Here is a 24066-nt window from a genome sequence, read left to right on the forward strand (position 1 = left end):
TCATTCTCACATCGTGGAATAGGCGACGATGCCGCGCCGTACGCCATCCAGAGCCTGTCGCGCTGTGCGGGCGATCGTGATGTCCTCCGCGACGATGGAGAGCTGGTCGAGAAGGTCAATCGTCTGCTTTGCCCAACGAACGAAGTCACCGGCTGCCATGTCTGCGTCGATCAGAACACGGTCCAGGAGCGCACCGCGCGCCCAGGCGTGCATGGCACCGGCAAGCCCGGCTGCGAGCGGTTCGGAACCCGGTAGGTGATGATCCTGCTCGAGGTCATCGAGTTCTGCCCAGAGCACAGTGGTCTTCTCGTATGCACTTCGGAAAGCACCGCGCGGCAGTCCGCGCTCTCCCGAGTTTGCTTCATCGCGTCGCGGCTCGTAAACGAGACAGCATGCCATTGCGGCAAGCGACGGCGCATCCAACCCCTGCCAGAGGCCCTGGCGCAGAGATTCCGCCACCAGCAGGTCGCGTTCGCCGTAGATGCGACGCATCGTGCGCCCGGCATCCGTCAGCGCGGTGTCATCTCCTGTGCCGGTGACGTAGTCCAGCGTGGCGAGTACTTCGACGACACGGTCGAACACGCGCGCGACGGTGCCGGTGCGTGTCTCGATCTGCTGGCGAGTGCGGTCGGTCTGACGCTTGAGCTTCCAGTATCGCTCTGCCCAGCGTGCATGCGAGTCGCGGTCAGGGCAACCGTGGCAGCCGTGCCGCTGCATGCGAGTGCGCAGCGATTGAATCCGTTTGAGACGCTTCTCTCGTGCGACGCGTGGCGCATGCGAATCCTGTTTGTTCTTCTTCTCCAGGTCGCTGAGCTCGCGGCGTATGCCGGCGTAGTCGAGGAAATCGCCATGCTCGCACTCCATCGCCGTCACATATCCCGACAGCGAGCCCTCGGCTTCGCGCACCTGACGAGCAAGACCGACGACCGCACGGTCTGCCTGGAACTGGGCGAACGACGATTCCAACACCTGACGCGCCCTTGGCCGACCGAACATGTCGATCAGGTTGACCGCCATGTTGTATGTCGGCCGGAAGCTCGAATTCAGCGGATAGGTGCGCCGAGACGCCAGCGCCGCAACCGCCTGGGGATCCATCCCCTCGGTCCACTGCACCACGGCATGACCCTCTACGTCGATGCCTCGACGGCCGGCACGCCCGGTGAGCTGGGTGTACTCCCCCGATGTGATCGCGACGCGGGCCTCGCCGTTGAACTTCTCCATCTTCTCCAGCACGACGGTGCGTGCAGGCATGTTGATGCCGAGCGCGAGCGTCTCGGTGGCGAAGACGACCTTGACCAGTTTGCGACGGTAGAGCTCTTCTACGACCTCTTTGAACGCCGGAAGCAGCCCGGCGTGATGCGATGCCACGCCTCGTTCGAGGTTCTCGAGCCAATCGAAGTACCCGAGGACGCCGAGATCTTCATCCTGCAGCGTGCGAGTGCGCTCTTCGACGAGTTCACGGATCTCGGCGCGCTCTTCCGCGTTCGTCAGCCGGATGCCGGATCGACGAACCTGCTGAACGGCTGCATCGCACCCCACTCGGCTGAAGATAAAGAAGATTGCCGGAAGAAGGTTGGTGCGCTCGAGAAGCTGAATGACATCTGGGCGATCCATCCGCTCGATGCGCTGAACGTTGGCAGCGCGCACTGGGCGACGCTCACCGCGGTTCGGGCGTGGTCCCTGACGGCCCGCATGCCTGTTGCTGTTGTACGACTGCGCGCGCTTGTTGCTGTCGTAACGCGAACCGGTCGACGAGCGAATGCGCATCAGCTCCTGGTTCACGGTCGCTGTGGCGATGCCGGCGCGGTCATCGAACAGCGGCAACAGGTCGTTGCGGACGAGCACGTGCTGTTCAAGCGGTACGGGGCGAATCTCCGAGACGATGACCTCAGTGCTGCCGCGCACGGTGTCGAGCCAGTCGCCAAACTCCTCGGCATTCGACACAGTTGCGCTCAGCGAAACCAAACGCACGGCCGGGGGCAGATGGATGATGACTTCTTCCCATACCGCGCCGCGGAAGCGGTCGGCCAGGTAGTGCACCTCGTCCATGATCACGTACCGCAGGTCGGCGAGACCTGCGGAGTCGGCGTAGATCATGTTCCGCAGCACCTCGGTCGTCATCACGACGATTCTGGCGTTGCCGTTGATGTTCGTGTCCCCAGTGAGCAGACCCACCTGATCAGCGCCGTAGACCTCGACGAGCTCTCGGAACTTCTGATTCGACAGCGCTTTCATCGGCGTGGTGTAGAACGCCTTGTCTTTCGCTGTCTGCATGGCGAGGTGGATTGCGAACTCGCCAACGATGGTTTTGCCCGCCCCAGTGGGCGCCGCGACCAGGACGCTGTTCCCGCGTTCGAGTGCGTGGCATCCCTCGATCTGGAAGGGGTCGAGATCGAACTTCTGCCGCGCCGCAAAAGCCTCGGTCTCTGGGTGGGATGCTTTGTTTCGTGCAGCGGCGTAGCGCTCTGCCGGAGAGGTCATACGACACTGTCCGGAAGAAGTCCCTGGGACTTCAGCCGCTTGTTTTTACGCCGATCGAACAGCATCGAGAGCAGGCTTGCGGCGAAGTACAACACGATGAGGATGCCGGCGAGTAAGAGCATCGAGAAGATGTCAGCGGCCGGCGTCGCGACGGCGGCGAACAGCGCGGACAGCAGGACAGCGACGCGCCACCCCTTGATCATTGCTTTGCCGGTGATGATGCCTGCGACATTCAGCGCCACCATAAAAACTGGCAGCACGAACGCGATGCCGATGACGATGATGAATTTGAAGATGAAGTCGTAATACTGCTTCGCTTCGAAGTAGTTGACACCACCTTCGGGCACGAACGTCGACATCACCTCGATCACGTGCGGCGCAACCATCACGGCGACATATGCGCCGCCGAAGAACAGCGGAATGGCTGCACACACGAAAGCGATCGTGTACTTGATCTCCTTGCGAGTGAGGCCAGGCATGATGAACGCCCAGATCTGCCACAGCCAGATCGGCGCCGAGAACACCATGCCGATCGCGAAGGCAATCCGCATTCGAAGGTCAAATCCTGACGAGACACCGGAGAACACGAACTGTGCAAACGGTGTGTCGGTTCCGCGCTGCTCGTCGAGAATCCGAATCGGGGATGTGATGTACCAGATGATCGGATCGGTCACGAGAATCGCGGCGACCATGCCGATCACCAGACCGATAACGGCGATGATCAGGCGACGGCGTGCTTCTTTGAGGTGTCCCCCGAGCGACATGCGCCGTTCACGACGGACAGTCGGGGGCGCCGGTGCGTCCAGCTCGGTCACGGCTTATGGAATGCGCGGAGGCGTGTCCTGGTTGGCGACTCCGTCACCTGAAGGCGTCACGGATTTCGGTGCCACTGCGGTGTCAGCCGAGGCCGCGGGCGCGTCGTCTTCCTTCAGCGCCTTCATCTCACCCTTGAAGAGCCGAGCGGACTGGCCGAGGCTTTTCGCGAGCGCTGGGAGCTTGGCAGCGCCAAAGAGCAACACGATGATGATCAGGATGATCCACAGGTGCGGTCCTGCAAAGAGATTGCCCATAGCTTGCTCCTCCAAATGGGGTGGCGTCGTGTCAGTCTAACCGAGCGTCATCGCTTAAGGGTGTCCGTAGAGCGCGAGTCCCGCCGCGGCCCACTCTCGTGTGGCCGAACGAGCACTCTCTGGGTCCTGCACCTCAAGTTGGCCACCGAATCGCCCTGCAACGCGCTTGATGCCGCGTGGATCGGCCATACGAATGCGTACGGTGACGAATCCGTCGTGCGAATCTGAATTGTCTGCGTGCACGAAGTCGCCAAGCAGAGGCACCAGTCGCTCCGAAAGCCGCACCGTCACTTCGTCGTCATCGCCGATGCTGCGGAAAGCATCAGGAAGGTAGTCATCCGCGTGTGTGATCGGGATTTGCGTCAGTTCCGGCTCGCTCACTCGATCGAGGTGGAAGGTGCGCATCGCCTCGCGCAGATGACACCAGCCCTGCAGGTACCACTGGCCGTTCGTGATCAGTACCTGCACCGGGTCGACGGTGCGTGTGGTGGCTACGGCATCCGGTGCCTGATAGCGGAAGGAAACTGCCACACCGGTGTTCACGGCGGTAGAGACGACGTCACGCACGTGATCGACTGCGCTCGGCGCGATCACAACATCCGCTGGTGCGTCCGCTGCTGCGCTTGAAAGTTTCGCGAGCAGACCTGCCACAAGTCCAGAATCCGCCACTGCCGGCACTGCGGCCACCACCTGCAGGCCGGCCAGGAGCGCGGCCGCTTCACGTGCAGTGAAGCGGGGTACGCGACGAAGGCCAACTTCGTTCGTGATCTCGATGACGTCTTCTTGATCGAGAAGATCCCAGTTGATGTCGAACATCTCCTGGGGTTGCTGCCAGTACCCGCCCTCACCGGGAAGGCCGATGACCGTGAGCTTTTCGACCATGCCGCGCATCTCCGCAGCGGTGACGTCGAATTCGCGTGCCGCCTCGTCAAGCGAGACCTGTCCGCGCTCCAGCAGGTATGGCACCAGCGTGAGGTAAGCACGCACACGATCCGCGGCCAGGGGTGCCTTCGGTTTTTCCGCCATCACGACTCCGCGCTGTCGTTGTGAGTGGCGATCGTCGCTGTCAGACGAGCGATCACCGCGTCCATGAGAGAGGCCGGCTCCACCACGCGAACCTCTGGCCCGTAGGAGGCCAGCTCATCGGCAAAGACGTGGAGGTCAACGAATGGGACGCTGAATCCCTGTACCTGTGCGGTCGCACGACGTCCGAGGCGAAGCGCGGCCTCGGTGCCAGGGGTGATCTCAAGTAGCGCGGAATTGCGCGCCGCCACCGCTTCAAGCCCTGCCAGTGCGCGGTCGCCCGCACCGTCACGCAGACCTGCGTCGAACGACTTCTTCGTCACTGTGACGTCGCCGACGACCCTGCTGAGCAGAAAAGTCCGCTCGTCATCTGCGTCGAGGTCGATGCCATACACATGCCAGCGCGCTTCATAGTCAAGCAGAGCGAGTGGCTCCACACGCCTGTGTCTGGGCGACTGCTCTCCCGGCTTCAGATATTCGAAGGTGACGACTCTGCACTCCTCGATAGCCGACTGGAGAGGCGCGAAACTCGCTTCCCGCGTCGTGATGCGCGGCGCGAAGCCGATGATCGGCTCATCACCGTCGATGCCGAGCGCCCGGATCTTACGAACACCTGCTTGCGCATCGGCCGAAGATGAGCCTGCGCTCCACACGCTGCCCGCCAACTGCAGCACTGCGAGTTCTGCGGCGCTGAACTCGATGTCTTCCGGTAGGTCGTACTCGGCCTTCGGAATCCGATACCTCGCCTCACGGAGGTCGTTCGGCTCCCCAGGCTCACCAATCGTCTCGATCGGGACCCCGAGTGTGCGCAACTCGTCTTTGTCGCGCTCGAACATCTTCTCCAGCGCATCTGTCCGCGTGCCTGCCTCGGCTCGCTGACGGTACCCGGAGATGTTGTCGAGAATCTGCTGTTTTGTGAGCCCGATCTCCGTGGCCATCAGCGCCACGACAAGGTTTGTCTGACGCTCTTCAGGGGGAATCCGGGCTGCCATCACTGAGTCGCAGGTGCGGCAGGAGGATTAATGCCAAGGATGTCGACGACGAACACGAGCGTCGCATCTGCGGGAACGGCACCCGAGCCTTCTGCGCCGTAGCCCAGCTCCGGCGGAATGACGATGAGCACCTGCGAGCCGACGGTCTGCCCGACGAGGCCCTGAGAGAAGCCGGGAATCAACCCTGCTAGGTCGAAAGTGGCTGCTGAGCGGTCCCAGGACGAGTCGAAGACCGTCTTCTCATCCCAGGTGACGCCGGTGTAGTTGACGAGGATCTGATCGCCCTCTGCGATCTTCGCGCCGTCGCCCTTGAGAAGGGTCTGAACTTCGAGCTCTGTGGGGGCGGTGGTGTCCGGCACGATGATGCCGGGGCGTCCGTCCGGTGCACGGACGACGGTGGGCATGCCTGCTGCGTCGTTGTACTGCGGCGCCCCGTCGGCCTTCGACGGGAATGCTTTGGCCACATCGAAAATCGCGACCACCGCTTCATCTTCTTCCAGACCGAAGCCGGCCAGGTTCTCTGCGCCGAAGTCCTCGGGTGTGATCACTGCGAGCACCCGGCTGCCCCCGGTGGCACATTCGAGAGCCGTGCCGAATGCGGGGACGCGCTGTGCCCAGTAGTCGATGCTCACAAGCTGCGCCTGATCTTCTTCGTACGCGGTGCCGGCGACAAGCTCGCCCGTGTTCCCGGAAAACAGTGAGAACTCGATGACTGCGCTCTGGGTCGGGCTGGTCAGCGCGGGGCCGTCCCCGACGACGACATCATTGAATGCGCTCTTCTGCGCTCCGATCGGAGTGAACATCTCGACTTCGGGCACTGAGCCGACGTCGCCTTTGATCGTTGCGATGTCTTCGAGCCCGCTTGTGGATGCTGCGCGATCGCACGCGGCACCACTGAACGCGGGGCCTGACGCGCACCCGGTCAGGGCGACGAGAGCGAGACTGAGTGAGGCCAGAACGGCAGACGTTTTACGCACGCGCTCCAGTCTATTGTGAACGCTGCTCAGATTCGCGCGACGCTGCAGCTTGGCGTGCGCCGTCTGCCGCCTTGGTCGCCTCTCGCACTCGCTTGCGCAGATTCTTGTCAGTGATCTCGCGGTCGCCGACGGCTCCTGGCGTCCAGGCGTCCACGTCCTCGTCGCCATAACTCGACTTCGATGCGCGACGTTTCACCTCAGGCGCGATCGTCCCAGGCGCGAGCCGACGTGCGGTCAGCAGGAATCCGGTGTGCGCGACCATACGGTGATCTGGTCGTACGGCGAGTCCTTCAACGTGCCAGCCTCGCACCATGGTCTCGGATGCATCCGGATCGGTGAACAGGCCGGTGCCGCGGATGTATTCGGCCACGCGTGAGAGCTGAGTGGCGGTCGCGACGTAGCAGAGCACCACGCCACCCGGCGTGAGCGCGTCGGCGACGACATCCATGACCTCCCACGGCGCGAGCATGTCCAGCACGACGCGATCCACCGCGCCATCGGGCAGTTCCGCCGGCAGTGCATCAAGCAGATCGCTGACGACGACCCGCCAGGTGTCTGGCGTTGCCCCGAAGAATGTGTCGACATTGGCTTTGGCGACCTCAGCGAAGTCGTCACGTCGTTCGAAGGACACCAGCGTTCCGTCAGAGCCGATGGCGCGCAGCAGCGCCAACGAGAGAGCCCCAGAACCGACGCCGGCTTCCACCACGATCGCGCCGGGGAAGATGTCGGCCTGCATGACGATCTGCGCGGCATCCTTCGGGTAGATGATCGCCGCACCTCGGGGCATCGACATCGCGAAATCTCGAAGTAGCGGACGCAGCGCGAGATACTCGTGCTCGGAGCTATTGGTCACCACAGAACCATCTGGCAGACCAATCAGATCACGATGCTTGAGCACGCCATGATGGGTGTGCAGCTCACCGTCTTCGGCCAGCGTGATCGTGTGCAGACGATTCTTCGGGCCAGTCAGCTGGACCCGGTCGCCTTCGCGAAATGGACCGCTCGGTCGTACGGCTGCGACACTCATCGCGCGGCCCCTTCGGTCTGTGTAGCCTTCGTGGTGTTGTAGAGCTCGATGACGTCGGCAGCTGTGCGTCCGGCCAGCGTCGGCCAGAGTGCGTGTGCACCGTGGCCATCAAGTGAAATCATGTGAGGCACGCCGAGAGTAACCGCGCCCGAGGCTGCTCCGGCCCGGAGGCCTGTCACGGAGTCTTCGATGACCACAGCATCCGCGATGTCGATGTTCAGAAGATCGGCCGCCTGCAGATACGGCGCGGGGTGCGGCTTCGGATGTTCGACATCGTCACCGGCGACGATGTACTCGAAGGCATCGAACTCGATGAGATCAACGACGCTGAGCGCCATGCGACGCAACGACATGGTCACCAACGCAGTACGAATTCCTGCGGAGTGGAGTTCCCGCAGCAGCTCTTTTGCCCCAGGACGGAAAGGCACTCCCTTGGTGGCAAGAGAATTGCGCACATCGTCGGTGAGCTTGTCGACGATCGCGTCGGGCGCCATGTCAACGCCCGCGGCGCGGAGGAGAATCGCGCTGTCGAGCAGGCCGTTTCCGACGAGTTGCAAGGCCTGCTCGTGCGACCAAGTGCCACCGAACGATTCGACCATCGTCGTCTCGGCCGCCATCCAATACGGCTCAGTGTCGACCAGTGTTCCATCCATGTCCCAGAGGACCGCGCGGGGCTTTTGACTCACCTCACCATGCTAGCCCGGCGCATGTCCCACACTGGCCGAGCGCCGACTAGCCTGGAGGGATACTCATTTTCAATCTGGATGGAGAAATCGATGAATGCGCTGGGAGACCGCGTCGTCGTCGTCGCCTTCGACGGCTGGAACGATGCCGGTGAGTCAGCGAGTGGCGCTATCGAGGTGCTCCGTGAGAGCGTCGACTACGAGCTCGTGCACTCCGTAGACCCAGAGCTGTACTTCGATTATCAGTACACCCGCCCATCGTCGAAGATGGATGCCACCGGGCGCCGCGAGCTCCGCTGGCCAGAAGCTGCCCTGTGGCGTCCTGCCGAGCGGTCAACGGACGGATCCCCTGAGTTCTGGCTACTCACCGGCGTCGAGCCTGCACGTACCTGGCAGGCGTTCGCGAACGAGTTCATCGATGTGGCGCTGCGCGACGATGTCACCGGCTTCATCACACTGGGCGCGATGCTGTCGGACGTACCGCACACGAGGCCCATCTCGATCTTCTCGGCGAGTTCGAACGAACAGGTGCGCGAGACACTAGGGATCGAGCGTTCGCTGTATGAGGGGCCAGTCGGAATTCTCAGCGTCATCGAGCACTTCGCGGAGCGTGCTGGCATCCCTACCGCCAGCCTCTGGGCGAGCGTGCCGCACTATGTCGCGACCGCTTCTCCGTCGCCGAAGGCCACGCTGGCCCTGCTGGATCGGCTGGAGGAACTGACCGGTGTCGACATGCCCCGCGATCGCCTGCGCACGGACGCGGCGACGTGGGAAGCATCCATCGACGCCGCTGCTGCCGATGATGAGGACATGACCGAGTACATTCATCAGCTCGAGCGCACGAGAGACACCTGGGACTCCCCCGAGGCATCAGGCGACGCGATTGCACAGGCCTTCGAGCGCTACCTGCGTCGCCGCGGCGATGCGCCGGGTGACCACAAGCGCTAGCCCGCGATCACTCCGGTCGACAGCAGGATCAGCAGCGTGGCACCGAGCAGGATGCGGTAGATCACGAACGGCAGGAAGCTGTGCTTCGAGATCCAGCTCATGAAGAACGCGATTACGCCGAGTGCCACAACGAAGGCGATGCCTGTAGCGGCAACCGTCTCACCCATCGTGAAGTACTGGTCCGGCGCATCCCAGCTTTTGAACAACTGGTAGAAACCACTGCCGAACACCGCGGGGATCGCGAGTAGGAACGCGTAGCGTGCCGCGGCCGCGCGTTCGTAGCCGAGGAACAGCCCCATCGTGATCGTTCCGCCTGAGCGGGAGACGCCGGGGACCAGGGCGAGCGCCTGCGCGATGCCGAACAGCACGCCGTGCGGGTAAGTGATCTGATCGAGTTTGCGACGCTTCGCGCCGACATAGTCTGCGACGCCGAGCAGGATGCCGAACGAGATCAGCATGATCGCCACGATCCACATCGAGCGCAGCACCGTCTCGATCTGATCCTGGAAGAGCAGGCCAAGCACCACGATCGGGATGCTGCCGATGATGATCAGCCACCCCATCCGTGCGTCTGGGTCGTTACGCGGAAGCTTGCCGATCAGCGATCGGAACCAATGCCCGATGATGCGGGTGATGTCCTTCCAGAAGAACACCACGACCGCCGCCTCAGTGCCGATCTGGGTGATCGCGGTGAATGCTGCTCCCGGATCCTCGCCAGAGCCAGTGAAGGTCCCGACGATGCGCAGATGTGCGCTGGAGGAGATCGGGAGGAACTCGGTCAGTCCCTGGATGATGCCGAGGAACAGCGCTTCGAGCAGGTGCATAGAGAGACTTTCTGGATGGTGCGGAACTGGATCAGTATGTGCGCAGCAGGTCGGTCAAAACCTGGCGACCGAAGACAAGCGATTCTACGGGCACCCGCTCGTCAACTCCGTGAAACATCCCCGTGAAGTCGAGATCTGCCGGAAGTCGGAGCGGGGCAAAGCCATATCCGGTGATCCCAAGCCTCGAGAGCGCCTTGTTGTCGGTTCCCGCACCGAGAAGGTATGGAATGACCGGAACGCCTGGGTCATGGCGCCCCAACGCCTGCACCATGTTGTCGACCAAATCTCCTTCGAAAGGCGTCTCCATACCGATATCACGCACCACGGTTTCGATCATGATGTCGTCGCCTACGATTTGCTGCAGTTCGGCGAGAACGTCATCTTCCGTACCTGGCAGCACGCGAACGTCGATGAGCGCTTCAGCACGCTCAGGGATCACGTTGTGCTTGTAGCCGGCGGTGAGCGAGGTCGGGTTGGTGGTCGTGCGGAACGTGGAGCGCAGGAACGCCTCGGCGGGGCCGGATGCCGCGGCAAGAGCATCCGGATCATCCAATGAGCGCCCAGTGAGGTCGCTGAGGCCCTGTAGCAGCGCGCGCGTGGTCGCAGTGAGCCGGATAGGCCACCGCGTGCGCCCGATCGCGGCGACGGCCTCGGCGAGTTTCACCACGGCATTGTCGTCATGCAGGCGGCTGCCGTGACCGGCACGCCCCTTTGCGACGAGCCGAATCCAGATGAGGGCCTTCTCCCCCACCTGCAACAGGTACGCCCGGCGATCGTCGACAGTGATCGAGTAGCCGCCGACCTCGCTGATCGCCTCTGTCGCACCGGCGAACCACTCTGGACGATCCTTCACGACGAGCGCCGAGCCTTCGACACCCCCGTTCTCCTCGTCGGCGAAGAACGCCAGCACGAGGTCACGCTCAGGCTGCTCCCCCGCACGCAGGATGTCGGCGACGGAGGTCAAGATCATGGCGTCCATGTTCTTCATGTCGACGGCGCCGCGGCCCCACAGCATCCCATCGCGAACGTCACCCGCGAACGGATCGACGCTCCAGTCCTCTGCCATCGCCGGGACCACGTCGAGGTGGCCGTGCACGACGAGTGCTGGTTTGCTGGAATCACGTCCGGGAACGCGCGCCATAACGTTGGTGCGGCGTGGGATGGGCTCGTAATACTCCGGGGCGAGCCCGAGGCCTTCCAAATAGGCGCCGACGTACTCGGCAGCTTCGCGCTCACCCTCGGCTTTTCCGCCCCCGAAGTTCGAAGTATCGAAGCGGATGAGGTCACGCGCAATGCGCACGACTTCCGGATGCTGCGGCTGAGACATGAGTCAAGGCTATCGAAGCTGCCCGGCACGCCCGGGGTGCGCCTTGGTTCGTAGCCCCTGATCGGATCTGGTAATGTTTCTCTTCGGTCGGCAACGACTTTTCATCACCTGCGCGGGTGGCGGAATGGTAGACGCGCTACGTTGAGGTCGTAGTGCCCGTAAGGGCGTGGGGGTTCAAGTCCCCCTCCGCGCACAGATAGCACAGCAGAGAAGAAGGCTCCCGAGAGGGGGCCTTCTTTTTTACGTCATCACCGGTGCGACTTGTATCCCCGCATCCAGTGCGGGAAGAGAAACACGGCCCGCAGTCGAATCGCGGCCGTGTTTTTCCTCCCACGTCATTGCCGGAGTGTTTGCCGGCGTGATCAGACGGCGCCGACTCCGAAGAGCAGTCCCAGCGCGTAGGTGATCGCCGCAGCACCGAATCCGATCGCCAACTGCCGGAGCGCTCGCCGCAGCGGCGGGCCGCCAGAGAGAATCCCGACCATCGCTCCGGTACCCAGCAACGCGATGCCGACCAGCACGAGCGCCAGCACGATTGCCGGCATCCCTTCGAGACCGAAGATCCACGGCAGCACCGGGATGATCGCCCCGGAGGCGAACAGGAAGAAGCTGGAAAGCGCAGCTGTCCAGTCGCTACCGATGAGTTCATGATCGCCCGTCACGTCATGAGCACGAATCGGGCCGGTGACGGTGCGGCGCACCCCCTCTTGGGCTGCCGTGATGATGCGACGGGAGCGGGCCAGCGCCTCTTCTTGGGCGATGCCTCGTGCTCGGTACACGAGCGCCAACTCGTTCTCGTCGATGTCGAGATCTGCGGCGGAGTGCGCCGCATCCTCGTTGACTTCGGTTGATGCGAGAAGCTCACGTTGGGATCGCACGGAGACGAACTCCCCCGCGCCCATCGACAGGGCGCCGGCAAGAAGACCCGCAATCCCGCTGAAGAGCACGAGGCTCGAGCTCACACCCGTCGCCCCGATTCCGAGCACAAGGGCGAGATTGCTGACAAGCCCGTCGTTCGCTCCGAAGACCGCCGCGCGAAAGGAACCGGACAACCGACGACGGCCGCGCGCGGCGAGACCGCGAACGACCTCGTAGTGGATTTTCTCGTCCGCGCGCATCGCCGGCGTCGCGTATTTCTCGGTGTCATAGGGAGATCTCGCCTCGGCACTCTGAGCGAGCACCAGCACGAAGATCGATCCGAAGCGCCCCGCCATCCATCCCAGCAAGCGTGAGCGCAGCCCTACTCGGGGAAGCCGGGCGGGTTCGCCACCGAGCAGATCCAGCCAGTGCTGCTCGTGACGGCGCTCGGCCTCTGCGAGGCTCTGGAGAATCTCTTTTTCCTCCCCGGTCTTGCGCGCAGCGAGCTCCTGATAGACGTAGCCCTCAGCGCGCTCCTCCACCAAGTACCGCGCCCAACGTCGACGGTCAGCTGCGGTCGGCTGCGCGAATGCAGGCGCGGTCATGAATCCTCCATAGTGGGGTGGGCCGCCCAGTTGGGGCGCCTTCAACGGTATCGAGACGGCGAAGTCGAACACGCCAGAATGCCCTGATTGCCAGCATTTCGGGGTTCCTAATGACGCCGGCTCTGGCCGGTCAAAGCATCCGGCGCTGCGTCAGGAGCGTACGCGTTTGCGCAGCACTTCGATGCGCGATTGCAGCTGGGTCACCGTCGCTTGCGAGACGGCTGGCCCGCCGCAAATACGGCGCAGCTCGGAGTGCACAGCGCCGTGCGGCTCGCCTGCCTGGCGCGCATAGAGTCCCACCAGGCTGTTCAGCAACTGACGCTGCTCTCGAAGCGTGCGGTGCAGCGGCGCAGGCAGCGTCGTGACCGTCTCCGTACTCTCCGTGGCCTCACGCGCCTCACGCAGCTTCGACTGACGTGACTGGCGCTGCATGAGAAGCTCATGGACGTGCTCCGGCTCCAACAGGCCCGGAATCCCGATGAACTCTTCTTCTTCGGCCGTGCCTGGTTCCGCGAGCTGACCGAACTCCTGCCCCTCGAACACCACCCGGTCGAAGTGCGCAAGGGAGGAGATTGCTTGATAGCTGAACTCCTGAGTCAGCGCGTCAGACGCTTCCTCTTCACGGTTCGCGCTCTCCAACAGCGAGTCGTCCAGACCATCTTCGTCTTTACTCTGACGGTCGAGCGCGTGATCGCGCTGCTTCTCGAGCTCGTTCGCGAGGGTCATGAGCACGGGAACGTTGGGCAAGAAGATGCTCGCAGCCTCACCTCGGCGCCGCGCTCGCACGAACCGACCGATGGCCTGAGAGAAGAAGAGCGGCGTTGAAGACGATGTGGCGTATACGCCCACAGCGAGTCGGGGAACGTCGACGCCTTCAGACACCATGCGCACCGCGACCATCCACCGGCTGGTATTCGCGCCGAATTTCTCAATGCGTTCGGATGCCGTGGCATCGTCAGACAGCACAATGGTGGGTTGCTCCCCGGTGATGCTGTGCAAGATCTTCGCGTAGGCGCGAGCGACCGTCTGATCAGTGGCGAGCACGAGCCCGCCAGCATCCGGAATGTGGTTGCGGATCTCGGTGAGGCGCCGATCTGCCGCGGAGAGCACCGCGGGCATCCACGCACCCTCCGGGTCCAGCGCCGTGCGCCAGGCCTGCGAGTTGACGTCCTTCGTGTTGTCCTGCCCAAGATGGGCTTCGAGCTCATCTCCTGCGCTTGTGCGCCAGCGCATCTTGCCGGCGTACATGTGGAACAGCACCGGTCGCACGACGCCGTCAGCGAGGGCACGGCCGTAGCCATAGGCGTAGTCGGTGACGGAGACGCGTGCACCAGACTCATCTGGCGCGTATGTGACGAATGGAATCGGGGCGGTGTCGCTGCGGAACGGCGTTCCTGACATCGACAGTCGACGTTTCGCTGGCCCGTAGGCGTCGCGGATCGCGTCACCCCAGCTGAGTGCGTCACCACCGTGATGCACCTCATCGAGGATGACGAGGGTCTTGGCGTCTTCGGTCAGATGGCGGTGCAGGGATGGCTTCGCGGCCACCTGGGCGTAGGTGACCACAACGCCGTGATATTGCCGGGACGGCGCCCAGTGGCTATTACGGAATCGTGGATCGAGGCGAATGTGCACGCGCGCTGCTGCATCGGCCCACTGTGTCTTCAGGTGCTCGGTGGGTGCGACCACGATTACGCGGTTCACCTCTCCCAACCGGAGCAGTTCCACGGCGAGAGTGAGTGCGAACGTCGTCTTTCCTGCGCCAGGGGTCGCGGCGACGAGGAAGTCCCGCTGATCACGGGCGAAGTAGGCCTCAAGGGCCTCTCGCTGCCAGGCACGGAGCTTGTCAGCCGTTCCCCATGGGGCGCGCTGGGGGAAGGACGGAGAGAGCATCAGTTCAAGGGTAATCGGTACTGACGACATCGGATGCCCGCCCGCCACGAGGCTGTCACTGCGGGTAGGCTCGTTCTCTGCGTGGCCGCGATCCAGGTCGTGCAAGCTGCGAACGCGCATGCTGCGAAGGAGAGCACGATGACTAATCAGGATTCGTTCGGCATCCCACACGTTTCAAACGAGAGTGCGCACCCGTGGCGTCGGTTTGTGGCCATCGGAGACTCATTCACCGAAGGCATCGGAGATCCGAATCCGGCGTCTCCAGGTGGGAATCGCGGCTGGGCGGATCGCGTTGCGGAGGTGCTGTCTCAACAGGTTGACGACTTCGCGTATGCGAACCTCGCAGTGCGCGGCAAGCTCATCGCGCAGATCGTTGCGGACCAGGTCGAGCCGGCAGTTGCGCTTCGCCCCGACCTCATCTCCCTCTGCGCCGGGGGCAACGATGTTCTCCGTCCAGGCTCGGATCCCGACCAGATCGCAGACCAGCTCGACGACGCGGTGTCACGGCTGTCCTCCACCGGCGCCGCCATCCTGATCTTCACCGGCATCGATACCGGGTTCGCGCCGGTGCTGCGCCCCTTCCGCGGCAAGGTCGCGATCTACAACGAGAATCTTCGCGCCATCGCAGACCGCTACGACTGCATCGTCGCCGATCAGTGGGCCTTGAAGTCGGTGCAGGACTCGCGGTTCTTCGCCGATGACCGTCTGCATTTCAATCCCCTCGGCCACCACGAAGTCGCACGCATGGCGCTCCGAGCGCTGAACGTCCCCAATGACCTGCAGCCGATGCAACCAGACGCACTACCTGTGCGCACGTGGCGCGAGGCTCGTGCTGAAGATCTCGGCTGGGCACGTGAGCACCTCGTCCCGTGGGTGCTGAGGCGCATCCACCACCAGTCGTCGGGCGATCTGATCACTGCGAAGCGGCCTGAGGCCTCCCCGGTGGTCTTGCCGGACACTCGGTAATCAGTTCGAGAGTGCCCACAGGGCGACGGCTGCGGCGGATGCGACGTTGAGCGAGTCCACTCCCCCACGCATCGGAATCGTGACGACCGTGTCGGCCGCATCGAGTGCCGTGCGGGAGAGCCCGTCGCCTTCGGTCCCCATCACCAGCGCGATCTTCTCCGGTCGTGGGCCCGCATAGGCTTTGAGTGACACGGCGTCGTCGCTCAAAGCGAGCGCCGCGATGTCGAAGCCCGCGGCATGCAGTTCGGTCACGGCATCTGCCCAATCGCCGATCCTGGTCCACGGCACCTGAAACACGGTGCCAGTGCTCACCTTGACGCTGCGGCGATACAGCGGATCCGCACAGCGAGGCGAGACGAGCACCGCATCGGCGCCGAGTCCGGCGGCAGCGCGAAACGCGGCTCCGACGTTCGTATGCTCGATCAGGTCCTCCAGGATGAGCACGAGGCGCGCATCATTCAGTACCTCGGCGACAGTAGGCAGTTCAGGGCGATGCATAGAAGCGAGGGCGCCGCGGTGCACGGCGTACCCGGTGACTGCTTCGGCGACGTCATCAGGCACGACGAATACCGGAGTGTCAGTTTTGGCGAGGAGATCTTGGATGCCAGCAACCCAGCGTCGCTGGACGAGCACCGAACGCGGCTTGTGGCCCGCTGAGATCGCCCGCTCGATGACCTTTGCAGACTCCGCGATGTACAGACCGCCTCGGGGCTCGTGCACGCGGCGCAAAGCCGTGTCGGTGAGGTTCCGATAGTCGGCGAGGCGAGGATCTGCCGCATCGGTGATGTACTCGAGTTGCATGTCATCCACTCTGCCATCGCGCGCCCCCTTCTACCGGGCGCCCAGGCAGGTGTGCTCGCCGTTAGACTCGCTCAGGGAGGTTCCGTGACCGCGACGACACATGTCGATCTATCTGCCGACATTGCCAAAGCCGCCGAACTATTGCGCGGACATAAGATCACGCTCCTGACCGGTGCCGGGATCTCGACCGACTCCGGCATCCCCGCCTATCGTGGCGAAGGTGCCCGCACTCGGGCCGATCCGATGACCGGGCAACGCTACCTTGCCGACGAAGCGGCCAGGCGTCGGTACTGGGTGGGCGGACATCTCGGATGGCGCGCGTTCGCCTCGGCAGAGCCGAACGCAGGACACATCGCGCTTGCCGAAATGGAGCGGGACGGCCTCGTCTCCGGCGTGATCACACAGAACGTTGACGGCCTGCATCTGCGCGCCGGTAGCGCACGGGTGATCGAGGTGCACGGCACGATGCGGCGCGTCAACTGCCTGCAGTGTGGCCAGGTGTTCGACCGCAGAGACATCGCGGTGCAGATCGAGCAGCTCAATCCGTGGATCATGGTGCCCGAGAATATCGAGCTCAATCCCGACGGAGACGTCGCACCGGAGAGCACCGCGAACTTCATCGTTCCCACGTGCACGGTCTGCGGCGGAATGCTGAAGCCTGATGTCGTCTTCTTCGGCGAGTTCGTGCCCACCGACCGATTCCGCGCCGCTGAGTCGCTGCTGCGCGCGAGCGATGCCCTGATCGTCGCGGGTTCTTCCCTCGTAGTGAACTCCGGTGTGCGGATTGTCGAGCGTGCTCGCCGCCGTGGCATCCCCCTGATCATCATCAATCACGAGCCGACGCGCGCCGATGCCTGGGCGCATGTCACGCTCCCCGGCGGCACCAGCGACGTGCTCCCTGCCCTACAGGAGCTGCTGAAGTGACGTTGCTGACTCTCGTGCGCCATGGCCAGACGGAGTGGAATCTTGCTCGTCGAATCCAAGGCTCGACCGATATCGCTTTGAACGCGACCGGTCAGAACGACGCCCGTAATGCGGCTGCACTCCTCGCGAACGGCACACACCACGCGATCTACGCGAGCCCGCTGGTGCGTGCGCACGAGACGGCGCAAATCATCGCCGCAGAACTCGGTCTGGCAAGTCCTGAGCTCGTGCCGGATCTGCGTGAGCGTTCTTTCGGCGAAGGAGAGGGCATCCTCGTCGCCGACTATCTCGAGCAATACGGCGATTGGCATGCGGCCCCTCCTGGTTCGGAGACGCTCGCAGGCGTATGCGAGAGGGCGCTCGGCGCGCTGGATGCGATCGCACGTGAGGCCCGTCGCCGCTCAGCGCCCGTCGCAGAGTCGGTGATCGTCGTTACGCACGGCGGCGTGATCCGATCGCTCCTGAATCACGTCTCCAGCGGCACGCTTCCGCGCGAGGGTGATGTGTTGCGCAACGGCTCGGTGCACCGCTTCGAAGCATCGCCCGGCGTGCTGCGGTTGCTCGAGCCGATCGCCGCCTGAGCGGCTACCGCGCCCGCGCCACTGATGCGCGCGCGTGCCGAAGCAGTGGTTCATCGATCATCTGCCCCTGGAAGCGGAAGACGCCACGCTCCCCCTCTGCGGCAGCCAGAACGTCACGTGCCCATTCGAGCGTGGCCGCGTCCGGCGCATAGGCCTCGCGGATGACAGCGACCTGACTCGGATGGATGCACGCTGTCGCCGCGAAGCCGGAGGCCGCAGCATCCATCGCCTCATCGGCGAGACCGGTGACATCGTCGATATCGATATGGACCGCGTCGATCGCGGCCTTGCCGTGTGCGCGGGCCTCGAGCAGCACCGTGGATCGGGCGTAACGGGCCACCTCGCGGTAGGAGCCGTCGATACCGCGACTCGACGTACCGCCCAGTGAGGCGACCAGATCCTCCGCGCCCCACATCATTGCGACCACTCGCGGATGCGCCGCGATTTGAGCCGCGCTGCTGATCCCACGGGCTGTCTCGCACAGGGCGACCAGTGAATACGTGGCATCGAACAGGTCGAGAGATGCGGCATCCTCTGTCTTTGCGACCATCACCGTGCGGTACGGCGACTGTTCGATCATGGCGAGGTCGGGCGCGAACTCTGCGGTGTCGGGGGCATTGATGCGCACGATCACCCGGGCCGGATCCAGCCTCGAGGCGAGCACGTTCGTGCGTGCAACCGCCTTCGTTCCTGGTGCGACGGCATCCTCGAGATCGAGGATCACCGCATCCGCCCGCTCGTAGGCCTTCTCGAAGCGCTCCGGTCGATCGCCGGGGCAGAACAGCAGTGCGGGGCCTGAACTGAAGGTCATCTCATTCCTTTGTCGACACACCTGGCAGGCAATGGACAAGCGCGACGCGGGTCGCGGTGGCAACCACGACGGCGTCCTGGTTGCGCCCGGTGTGAGCGATCGTGCAGATGCCCTGACCAGGACGCGAGGACGACAGACGTTTCTCGGTGATGACACTCTCTGAGTACAGCGTGTCGCCTGCGAAGAGCGGATGCGGGAACTCGACATCTCCGAGCCCCAACTGTGCCACCAGCGTGCCCTGTGTGAGCTGCGCGACGGATGCTCCGACCATGGTCGACAGTGTCCACATCGAGTTCATCAATCGCTGGCCGAACTCCTGGGTTTCCGCGAACGCCGCATCCAGATGCAACGCCTGGGTGTTCATCGTCAGCGTCGTGAAAAGCACGTTGTCTGCCTCGGTGGCGGTGCGTCCTGGGCGATGGAGATAGCGCGCCCCGACCTCGAACTCCTCGAAGTAGAGCCCTCTTTGGATGATGTCGGTCATCAGGTCAGTCCCAATCCACGCGCGATCACCAGCAACTGCACCTCGGTCGTGCCTTCGCCGATCTCGAGAATCTTCGAATCACGATAGTGCCGCGCGACCGAAAATTCATTCATGAATCCGTTGCCGCCGAAAATCTGGGTCGCATCGCGGGCATTGTCCATTGCGGCATCCCCTGCCACCAGCTTTGCGATCGCGGCGGGTTCGGAGAATGGCTTTCCGGCATCTCTCAACCGTGCAGCGTGATGCCACGCCAGACGAGCGGTGTGTACGCGCGCCCGCATGCGCGCGAGTGTGAACTGTGCGTTCTGCCGCGTGCTCAGGGCACTCCCGAAGATCGTGCGGCTCTTCGCATATTCGACCGCTGCCTCCAGGCATCCCTCGGCCGCGCCGGTCGACAGCGCGGCGATCGCGATGCGCCCTTCGTCGAGGATGCTGAGGAAGTTCGCGAACCCACGCCCCTCTTCGCCGAGAAGATTTCCTGCTGGCACTCGCGCGTCGTCGAAGGTGAGTGGGTGCGTGTCGGAGGCGTGCCATCCGACCTTGTCGTAGGGCGGTTCGACGGTGAAACCTGGCGTACCGTTCGGCACGATGATCGTGGAGATCTGCTTGCGGCCCTCACTCGATCCGGTGACCGCCGTGACCGTCACGAACTTGGTGATGGGGGTACCCGAGTTGGTGATGAACTGCTTCGATCCGTTGATGACCCATTCATCGTCGTCACGACGTGCGGTCGTGCGGGTGGCTCCGGCGTCACTTCCCGCTTCGGGTTCGGTCAGTCCGAACCCCGCCAGCGCGCGACCGGCGAGAAGGTCGGGTAGGTACTCGGCGCGCTGAGCATCTGTACCGAAGCGGAACACCGGCATGGCACCCAGACTGACGCCTGCTTCCAGTGTGATGGCGATGGACTGATCCACACGTGCGAGAGCCTCGATTGCGATGCCGAGTGCGAAGTAATCTCCGCCCTGCCCGCCGACGTACTCAGGGAAAGGCAGCCCAAACAACCCCAGCTCCCCCATCTGCGCGACGACGTCCATGGAGAGAGTGTGCGTGCGGTCGGCCTCGTAGGCCTGCGGTGCGACGACAGATTCGGCAAAGTCGCGCACCATCGCGCTGAGGGAAACCTCGTCTTCAGTCAGATCCTGGGTCATGATGTTCCTCCGTCAGGGTGTTTCAGCGGCATCTTCGGACGCGGATGTCACGGTATCGATTGTCACGATCGCGACCGGTTGGTCTCGTCGTGCCTGGTCGCCGACGGCGACCAGGAAGTGCACTGTGCCGTCGTGCGGCGCCAGTACCGGATGCTCCATTTTCATTGCCTCGATTGAGACGAGAGGCTGCCCTGCGGCGACGGCTGATCCGTCCTCAACATGCACGGCCACCACACTGCCAGGCATGGGCGCGCGCGCCTCTGGGCTCGTCTCCGACGCAATCGGATGTTGCGATGCCAGCCTGTGTCGCATTCGCTCGCGACGATCGAGCGGGCGCAACCGCGCCGTGTGTCCTGCCTCAGTCACCCAGACCGCGCCTTCGGCGTCTATTGCTGCATTCGCTGGCGTTGTCGTTGAAGTGCCCGGGGCATCCGCGTCGACCGTAGCGTCGAGTACCTCACCGTCGTCAGTGAGGAAGCCGACCTGGCGAGCGGATGCGTCCATCATCTGCGCCCACGCGGACCCCGCCCGGCGAGAAAGGTCTTGCTGCGTGAGACTCGGTTCCTGAGGGCCTGTCTCATGCAGGAGCTCCTTTCTCGCCGCCGCGAGCATCGCCTTGGAGGGCTGCGGGATCGGCAGGGGCAGCATCGTGTCGATCAGGCCGGTGTCGAGGTCACCACTGATCACACGAGGGTGAGTCACCAGTTGCCGAAGGAATGCGATGTTCGTGTCGACACCGAGCACGACCGTGTGCGACAGAGCCTCGTCGAGCCGTCTGAGCGCGGTCTCACGGTCAGCACCGTGAGCGATGACCTTTGCGATCATCGGGTCGTAGTATCCGGTGACCTCGCTGCCCGTCTCGATCGCGGCATCCACTCGCACGCCCCACGGCGCGTCGAAGCGCAGAATGTGCCCCGTCGACGGCAGGAAGCCGCGTTCCGGAGACTCCGCATAGATACGGGCCTCGACGGCGTGACCCGACACCGGCGCCGGCGAGGGCAATGCCTCACCGGCAGCGACCGACAATTGCAGCGCCACCAGATCCAGACCCGTGACGGTCTCGGTGACGGGATGCTCGACCTGAAGCCTGGTGTTCATCTCGATGAAGAAGAACTCCTCAGGCGAGTCGGCGTCGACGAGGAACTCCACTGTTCCCGCCCCGACATAGTCGACGCTGGATGCCGCGCGCACTGCGGCATCAAACAGCCGCTCTCGCACGCCTTCGGGCAATCCTGCTGAGGGTGCCTCTTCGACCACTTTCTGATGTCGGCGCTGCAGTGTGCATTCGCGCTCGCCGAGTGCGATCACTGTGCCATGACTGTCGCCGAATACCTGTACCTCGATGTGCCGAGGCCGGGCGATCAGACGCTCCAGCAACAGGGAATCGTCCCCGAATGCTGCTGCAGCGACGCGTCGCGCCGAGGCAAGTGCGACGCGAAGGCCGGCAGCCTCGGCGACGATCTCCATGCCCTTCCCGCCGCCTCCCGCACTCGGCTTCACGAGCAGCGGATACCCCACCTCGGCCGCGTGCTCTTCAATCTGATCGTCGGTCAGATCGACCGCGTCGAACCCGGGAACAACCGGCACGTCGTGCGCCGCGACCTGCACGCGGGCGGCTGCCTTGTCGCCCATGATCTTGATGGCTCTGATCGATGGCCCGATGAAGGTGATGCCTGCCTCCGCGCACGCTTCAGCCAGCGCAACGCTCTCGGAGAGAAAGCCATACCCCGGGTGGATCGCCTGGGCGCCGGTCTCCTGCGCCGCACGCACGACCGCGTCCACGCTGAGATACGACTCCGCAGCCGCAGCAGGACCGATCAGCACCGCGACGTCTGCTTCACGCGCATGCGGAGCCGTAGCATCCGCCTCGCTGTAGACGGCGACGCTGCGCATTCCGCGCTCACGCAGAGTTCTAATGATGCGACGCGCGATCTCACCCCGGTTCGCGACGAGGACGGTGTCGAACCTTACGGCCGCTGAGCCTTCTCGACTGAACATGGCACTCACATCCTGAATACGCCGAAGCGCGACTCTGGCAGCGGACTGCGGGCGACAACATCCAGTGCGAGACCGAGCAGATCACGAGTTTGGTCCGGGTCGACGATGCCGTCGTCCCAGAGCCGGGCGGTCGCGTAATAGGGTTCGCCCTGGGTCTCGTACTGATCGCGGATAGGTTCTTCGAACGCAGTGCGCTCCTCGGCGCTCCAGCGCTCGCCGCGCGCAGTGAGCTGGTCTTCTTTCACTGTGGCGAGAACAGACGCTGCTTGCGCGCCGCCCATCACCGATATGCGACTGGCCGGCCACGTCCATAGGAAACGTGGCGAATACGCCCGCCCGCACATTGAGTAGTTGCCTGCACCGAAGGAGCCGCCGATGATGACGGTGAGCTTCGGCACACGCGTCGTTGCCACCGCGGTCACCATCTTGGCGCCGTCCTTAGCGATTCCTCCGGCTTCCGCGTCGGAGCCGACCATGAACCCGGTGATGTTTTGCAGGAACAGGAGTGGGATACCGCGTTGATCGCACAGTTCGATGAAGTGAGCGCCTTTGAGCGCCGATTCGCTGAACAGCACTCCGTTGTTGGCGACGATGCCGATCGGATGACCGTGGAGCCTCGCGAATCCGGTCACCAGCGTGGTGCCGTACTCGGTCTTGAACTCACGGAACGAATCGCCATCGATGAGTCTGGTGATCACCTCTCGTACGTCGTATGCGGTGTTCACATCGACCGGGACCACGTCATACAGGCTGGAAGCGTCGTCTGGTGCACGGGAAGTCGCCACCTCCCATGCCGGAGCGGCCGGTGGTGGCAGCGTCGCGACGATGTCCCGCAGAATCTCAAGTGCGTGTTCATCGTCATCAGCGAGGTGATCAACCACGCCGGAGCGGCGGGCGTGCAGCTCTCCACCGCCGAGCTCCTCGGCAGTGACGATCTCGCCGATCGCTGCCTTCACAAGTGGCGGTCCGCCGAGGAAGATCGTGCCCTGACCCCGCACAATCACCGTCTCATCGCTCATGGCTGGCACGTAGGCGCCGCCCGCAGTGCAGGATCCGAGCACCGCCGCGAGCTGAGGGATGCGTTCCGCGCTCATCCGCGCCTGGTTGAAGAAGATGCGGCCGAAGTGGTCGCGGTCGGGGAATACCTCATCCTGCTTCGGAAGGAAGGCGCCGCCGGAATCCACGAGATATAGGCAGGGCAGCCGGTTCTCCAGCGCGATCTCCTGGGCGCGAAGGTGCTTCTTGACCGTCATCGGCAGGTAGCTGCCGCCCTTCACCGTGGCGTCATTGCACAACACCATCACGTGGCGACCGTGCACGAGACCGACTCCGGCGATCACGCCAGCGCCAGGGGCTTCACCGTCGTACATGCCGTCGGCCGCGAGCGGGGATACTTCGAGAAAGGGACTCCCCTCGTCGAGCAACCGGGCGATGCGTTCGCGTGGCAGTAATTTTCCACGTTCCTGGTGGCGCTGCCTCGAACGCTCTGGACCGCCTGCGGCAGCAGTCGCCAAACGAGCGCGCAATTGGACCGCCAGCATTTCCTGGGTGGGGGGCATCGTGATGTCCTCCTTGACTCACGTGGTGGCACTCAACATGCCTTTTCGGTTAGTGTTCACTAACCAGCTCATTTAGGTTAGCGAGC

At 63.7% G+C, this 24066-nt stretch carries 22 protein-coding genes and 1 tRNA gene; 5 read left to right on the forward strand and 18 right to left on the reverse strand.

All coding sequences use genetic code 11. The features are described 5' to 3' along the window. Window positions 1-6: 6 nt before the first annotated feature. The 8 genes from AC1C2Q_RS00240 to AC1C2Q_RS00275 are packed head-to-tail and all read right to left on the reverse strand — an operon-like array spanning window position 7 to window position 8256. The gene (locus AC1C2Q_RS00240; protein ID WP_495448562.1) at window positions 7-2481 is read right to left on the reverse strand and encodes a DEAD/DEAH box helicase; all 2475 of its coding nucleotides are present in this window, start codon (window positions 2479-2481) and stop codon (window positions 7-9) included. Next, complete coding sequence (tatC, locus tag AC1C2Q_RS00245; protein ID WP_495448563.1) at window positions 2478-3296, reverse strand: twin-arginine translocase subunit TatC; 819 nt, start codon at window positions 3294-3296, stop codon at window positions 2478-2480. Before tatC ends, AC1C2Q_RS00240 begins: the two co-directional genes overlap by 4 nt. Window positions 3297-3299: 3 nt before the next feature. After that, window positions 3300-3551, reverse strand: coding sequence for a twin-arginine translocase TatA/TatE family subunit (locus tag AC1C2Q_RS00250; protein WP_495429061.1), 252 nt, complete (start codon window positions 3549-3551; stop codon window positions 3300-3302). A 54-nt stretch (window positions 3552-3605) separates the two neighbouring features. Next, window positions 3606-4577 carry a helix-turn-helix transcriptional regulator gene (locus AC1C2Q_RS00255; RefSeq protein ID WP_495448564.1) on the reverse strand — a complete coding sequence of 324 codons (972 nt, stop codon included), beginning with the start codon at window positions 4575-4577 and terminating at the stop codon, window positions 3606-3608. Then, window positions 4577-5566 (reverse strand): helix-turn-helix transcriptional regulator, encoded by a 990-nt coding sequence (locus AC1C2Q_RS00260; protein WP_495448565.1) that lies wholly within the window; start codon window positions 5564-5566, stop codon window positions 4577-4579. The genes AC1C2Q_RS00255 and AC1C2Q_RS00260 overlap by 1 nt, the downstream gene beginning before the upstream one ends. Continuing rightward, complete coding sequence (locus AC1C2Q_RS00265) at window positions 5566-6543, reverse strand: FKBP-type peptidyl-prolyl cis-trans isomerase (protein WP_495429064.1); 978 nt, start codon at window positions 6541-6543, stop codon at window positions 5566-5568. The genes AC1C2Q_RS00260 and AC1C2Q_RS00265 overlap by 1 nt, the downstream gene beginning before the upstream one ends. A 10-nt stretch (window positions 6544-6553) precedes the next feature. After that, window positions 6554-7570 (reverse strand): tRNA (adenine-N1)-methyltransferase, encoded by a 1017-nt coding sequence (locus tag AC1C2Q_RS00270; RefSeq protein WP_495448566.1) that lies wholly within the window; start codon window positions 7568-7570, stop codon window positions 6554-6556. Continuing rightward, window positions 7567-8256: an HAD family hydrolase gene (locus AC1C2Q_RS00275; protein ID WP_495448567.1), complete on the reverse strand. Its 690-nt coding sequence runs from the start codon at window positions 8254-8256 to the stop codon at window positions 7567-7569. Before AC1C2Q_RS00275 ends, AC1C2Q_RS00270 begins: the two co-directional genes overlap by 4 nt. 90 nt (window positions 8257-8346) lie before the next feature. On the opposite strand from AC1C2Q_RS00275, the gene AC1C2Q_RS00280 reads away from it, so the two are divergent. Continuing rightward, window positions 8347-9201 carry a PAC2 family protein gene (locus AC1C2Q_RS00280; protein ID WP_495429067.1) on the forward strand — a complete coding sequence of 285 codons (855 nt, stop codon included), beginning with the start codon at window positions 8347-8349 and terminating at the stop codon, window positions 9199-9201. On the opposite strand, the gene AC1C2Q_RS00285 is transcribed toward AC1C2Q_RS00280, so the two are convergent. Then, window positions 9198-10025: an undecaprenyl-diphosphate phosphatase gene (locus AC1C2Q_RS00285; protein ID WP_495429068.1), complete on the reverse strand. Its 828-nt coding sequence runs from the start codon at window positions 10023-10025 to the stop codon at window positions 9198-9200. The two genes, AC1C2Q_RS00280 and AC1C2Q_RS00285, sit on opposite strands and share 4 nt — an antisense overlap. A gap of 31 nt (window positions 10026-10056) precedes the next feature. Then, window positions 10057-11352 carry a M20/M25/M40 family metallo-hydrolase gene (locus AC1C2Q_RS00290; RefSeq protein WP_495448568.1) on the reverse strand — a complete coding sequence of 432 codons (1296 nt, stop codon included), beginning with the start codon at window positions 11350-11352 and terminating at the stop codon, window positions 10057-10059. A 110-nt stretch (window positions 11353-11462) separates the two neighbouring features. Between AC1C2Q_RS00290 and AC1C2Q_RS00295 the strand changes: the two genes are divergently transcribed. Then, window positions 11463-11545, forward strand: a tRNA-Leu gene (locus AC1C2Q_RS00295). 169 nt (window positions 11546-11714) lie between these two features. On the opposite strand, the gene AC1C2Q_RS00300 is transcribed toward AC1C2Q_RS00295, so the two are convergent. Both AC1C2Q_RS00300 and AC1C2Q_RS00305 read right to left on the reverse strand, forming a co-directional pair. Then, on the reverse strand, window positions 11715-12815 hold the full coding sequence (locus AC1C2Q_RS00300; protein WP_495448569.1) for a VIT1/CCC1 transporter family protein: 1101 nt from the start codon (window positions 12813-12815) through the stop codon (window positions 11715-11717). Between the two features lie 150 nt (window positions 12816-12965). Beyond that, complete coding sequence (locus tag AC1C2Q_RS00305; protein WP_495448570.1) at window positions 12966-14708, reverse strand: DEAD/DEAH box helicase; 1743 nt, start codon at window positions 14706-14708, stop codon at window positions 12966-12968. A 138-nt stretch (window positions 14709-14846) separates the two neighbouring features. On the opposite strand from AC1C2Q_RS00305, the gene AC1C2Q_RS00310 reads away from it, so the two are divergent. Beyond that, complete coding sequence (locus AC1C2Q_RS00310; protein WP_495448571.1) at window positions 14847-15674, forward strand: SGNH/GDSL hydrolase family protein; 828 nt, start codon at window positions 14847-14849, stop codon at window positions 15672-15674. On the opposite strand, the gene AC1C2Q_RS00315 is transcribed toward AC1C2Q_RS00310, so the two are convergent. Next, window positions 15675-16475 carry a TrmH family RNA methyltransferase gene (locus AC1C2Q_RS00315; RefSeq protein WP_495448572.1) on the reverse strand — a complete coding sequence of 267 codons (801 nt, stop codon included), beginning with the start codon at window positions 16473-16475 and terminating at the stop codon, window positions 15675-15677. It lies immediately after the preceding gene. Between the two features lie 84 nt (window positions 16476-16559). On the opposite strand from AC1C2Q_RS00315, the gene AC1C2Q_RS00320 reads away from it, so the two are divergent. Both AC1C2Q_RS00320 and AC1C2Q_RS00325 read left to right on the forward strand, forming a co-directional pair. After that, window positions 16560-17399, forward strand: a complete 840-nt coding sequence (locus tag AC1C2Q_RS00320) for a Sir2 family NAD-dependent protein deacetylase (RefSeq protein ID WP_495429074.1) — start codon at window positions 16560-16562, stop codon at window positions 17397-17399. Beyond that, window positions 17396-17980, forward strand: coding sequence for a histidine phosphatase family protein (locus AC1C2Q_RS00325; protein ID WP_495429075.1), 585 nt, complete (start codon window positions 17396-17398; stop codon window positions 17978-17980). Before AC1C2Q_RS00320 ends, AC1C2Q_RS00325 begins: the two co-directional genes overlap by 4 nt. A gap of 4 nt (window positions 17981-17984) precedes the next feature. Here the strand turns inward: AC1C2Q_RS00325 and AC1C2Q_RS00330 are convergent, their stop codons facing one another. From AC1C2Q_RS00330 to AC1C2Q_RS00350, 5 genes are read right to left on the reverse strand one after another with little or no spacing between them, the layout of a single operon-like run. Continuing rightward, window positions 17985-18791, reverse strand: coding sequence for an HpcH/HpaI aldolase/citrate lyase family protein (locus AC1C2Q_RS00330; protein ID WP_495448573.1), 807 nt, complete (start codon window positions 18789-18791; stop codon window positions 17985-17987). Between the two features lies 1 nt (window position 18792). Then, window positions 18793-19275, reverse strand: a complete 483-nt coding sequence (locus tag AC1C2Q_RS00335; protein ID WP_495448574.1) for a MaoC family dehydratase — start codon at window positions 19273-19275, stop codon at window positions 18793-18795. Then, window positions 19275-20423, reverse strand: a complete 1149-nt coding sequence (locus AC1C2Q_RS00340; protein WP_495448575.1) for an acyl-CoA dehydrogenase family protein — start codon at window positions 20421-20423, stop codon at window positions 19275-19277. The genes AC1C2Q_RS00335 and AC1C2Q_RS00340 overlap by 1 nt, the downstream gene beginning before the upstream one ends. 12 nt (window positions 20424-20435) lie before the next feature. Further along, complete coding sequence (locus AC1C2Q_RS00345) at window positions 20436-22421, reverse strand: acetyl/propionyl/methylcrotonyl-CoA carboxylase subunit alpha (protein ID WP_495448576.1); 1986 nt, start codon at window positions 22419-22421, stop codon at window positions 20436-20438. 5 nt (window positions 22422-22426) lie between these two features. Next, entirely contained in the window at window positions 22427-23980 is a 1554-nt protein-coding gene (locus tag AC1C2Q_RS00350; RefSeq protein ID WP_495448577.1) for a carboxyl transferase domain-containing protein, read from the reverse strand. Window positions 23981-24066: the final 86 nt, after the last annotated feature.

The organism is Microbacterium sp. Y356, assembly GCF_059445355.1.

Bases quoted from the DNA above. Each gene is read 5' to 3' on its own strand.
- AC1C2Q_RS00330 (WP_495448573.1), bottom strand. From the start codon at position 18,791: ATGACCTTCAGTTCAGGCCCCGCACTGCTGTTCTGCCCCGGCGATCGA.
- AC1C2Q_RS00260 (WP_495448565.1), bottom strand. From the start codon at position 5,566: ATGGCAGCCCGGATTCCCCCTGAAGAGCGTCAGACAAACCTTGTCGTG.
- AC1C2Q_RS00310 (WP_495448571.1), top strand. From the start codon at position 14,847: ATGACTAATCAGGATTCGTTCGGCATCCCACACGTTTCAAACGAGAGT.
- AC1C2Q_RS00240 (WP_495448562.1), bottom strand. From the start codon at position 2,481: ATGACCTCTCCGGCAGAGCGCTACGCCGCTGCACGAAACAAAGCATCC.
- AC1C2Q_RS00250 (WP_495429061.1), bottom strand. From the start codon at position 3,551: ATGGGCAATCTCTTTGCAGGACCGCACCTGTGGATCATCCTGATCATC.
- AC1C2Q_RS00315 (WP_495448572.1), bottom strand. From the start codon at position 16,475: ATGCAACTCGAGTACATCACCGATGCGGCAGATCCTCGCCTCGCCGAC.
- AC1C2Q_RS00335 (WP_495448574.1), bottom strand. From the start codon at position 19,275: ATGACCGACATCATCCAAAGAGGGCTCTACTTCGAGGAGTTCGAGGTC.
- AC1C2Q_RS00350 (WP_495448577.1), bottom strand. From the start codon at position 23,980: ATGCCCCCCACCCAGGAAATGCTGGCGGTCCAATTGCGCGCTCGTTTG.
- AC1C2Q_RS00305 (WP_495448570.1), bottom strand. From the start codon at position 14,708: ATGCTCTCTCCGTCCTTCCCCCAGCGCGCCCCATGGGGAACGGCTGAC.
- AC1C2Q_RS00290 (WP_495448568.1), bottom strand. From the start codon at position 11,352: ATGTCTCAGCCGCAGCATCCGGAAGTCGTGCGCATTGCGCGTGACCTC.
- AC1C2Q_RS00270 (WP_495448566.1), bottom strand. From the start codon at position 7,570: ATGAGTGTCGCAGCCGTACGACCGAGCGGTCCATTTCGCGAAGGCGAC.
- AC1C2Q_RS00300 (WP_495448569.1), bottom strand. From the start codon at position 12,815: ATGACCGCGCCTGCATTCGCGCAGCCGACCGCAGCTGACCGTCGACGT.
- AC1C2Q_RS00280 (WP_495429067.1), top strand. From the start codon at position 8,347: ATGAATGCGCTGGGAGACCGCGTCGTCGTCGTCGCCTTCGACGGCTGG.
- AC1C2Q_RS00285 (WP_495429068.1), bottom strand. From the start codon at position 10,025: ATGCACCTGCTCGAAGCGCTGTTCCTCGGCATCATCCAGGGACTGACC.
- AC1C2Q_RS00340 (WP_495448575.1), bottom strand. From the start codon at position 20,423: ATGACCCAGGATCTGACTGAAGACGAGGTTTCCCTCAGCGCGATGGTG.
- AC1C2Q_RS00345 (WP_495448576.1), bottom strand. From the start codon at position 22,421: ATGTTCAGTCGAGAAGGCTCAGCGGCCGTAAGGTTCGACACCGTCCTC.
- AC1C2Q_RS00255 (WP_495448564.1), bottom strand. From the start codon at position 4,577: ATGGCGGAAAAACCGAAGGCACCCCTGGCCGCGGATCGTGTGCGTGCT.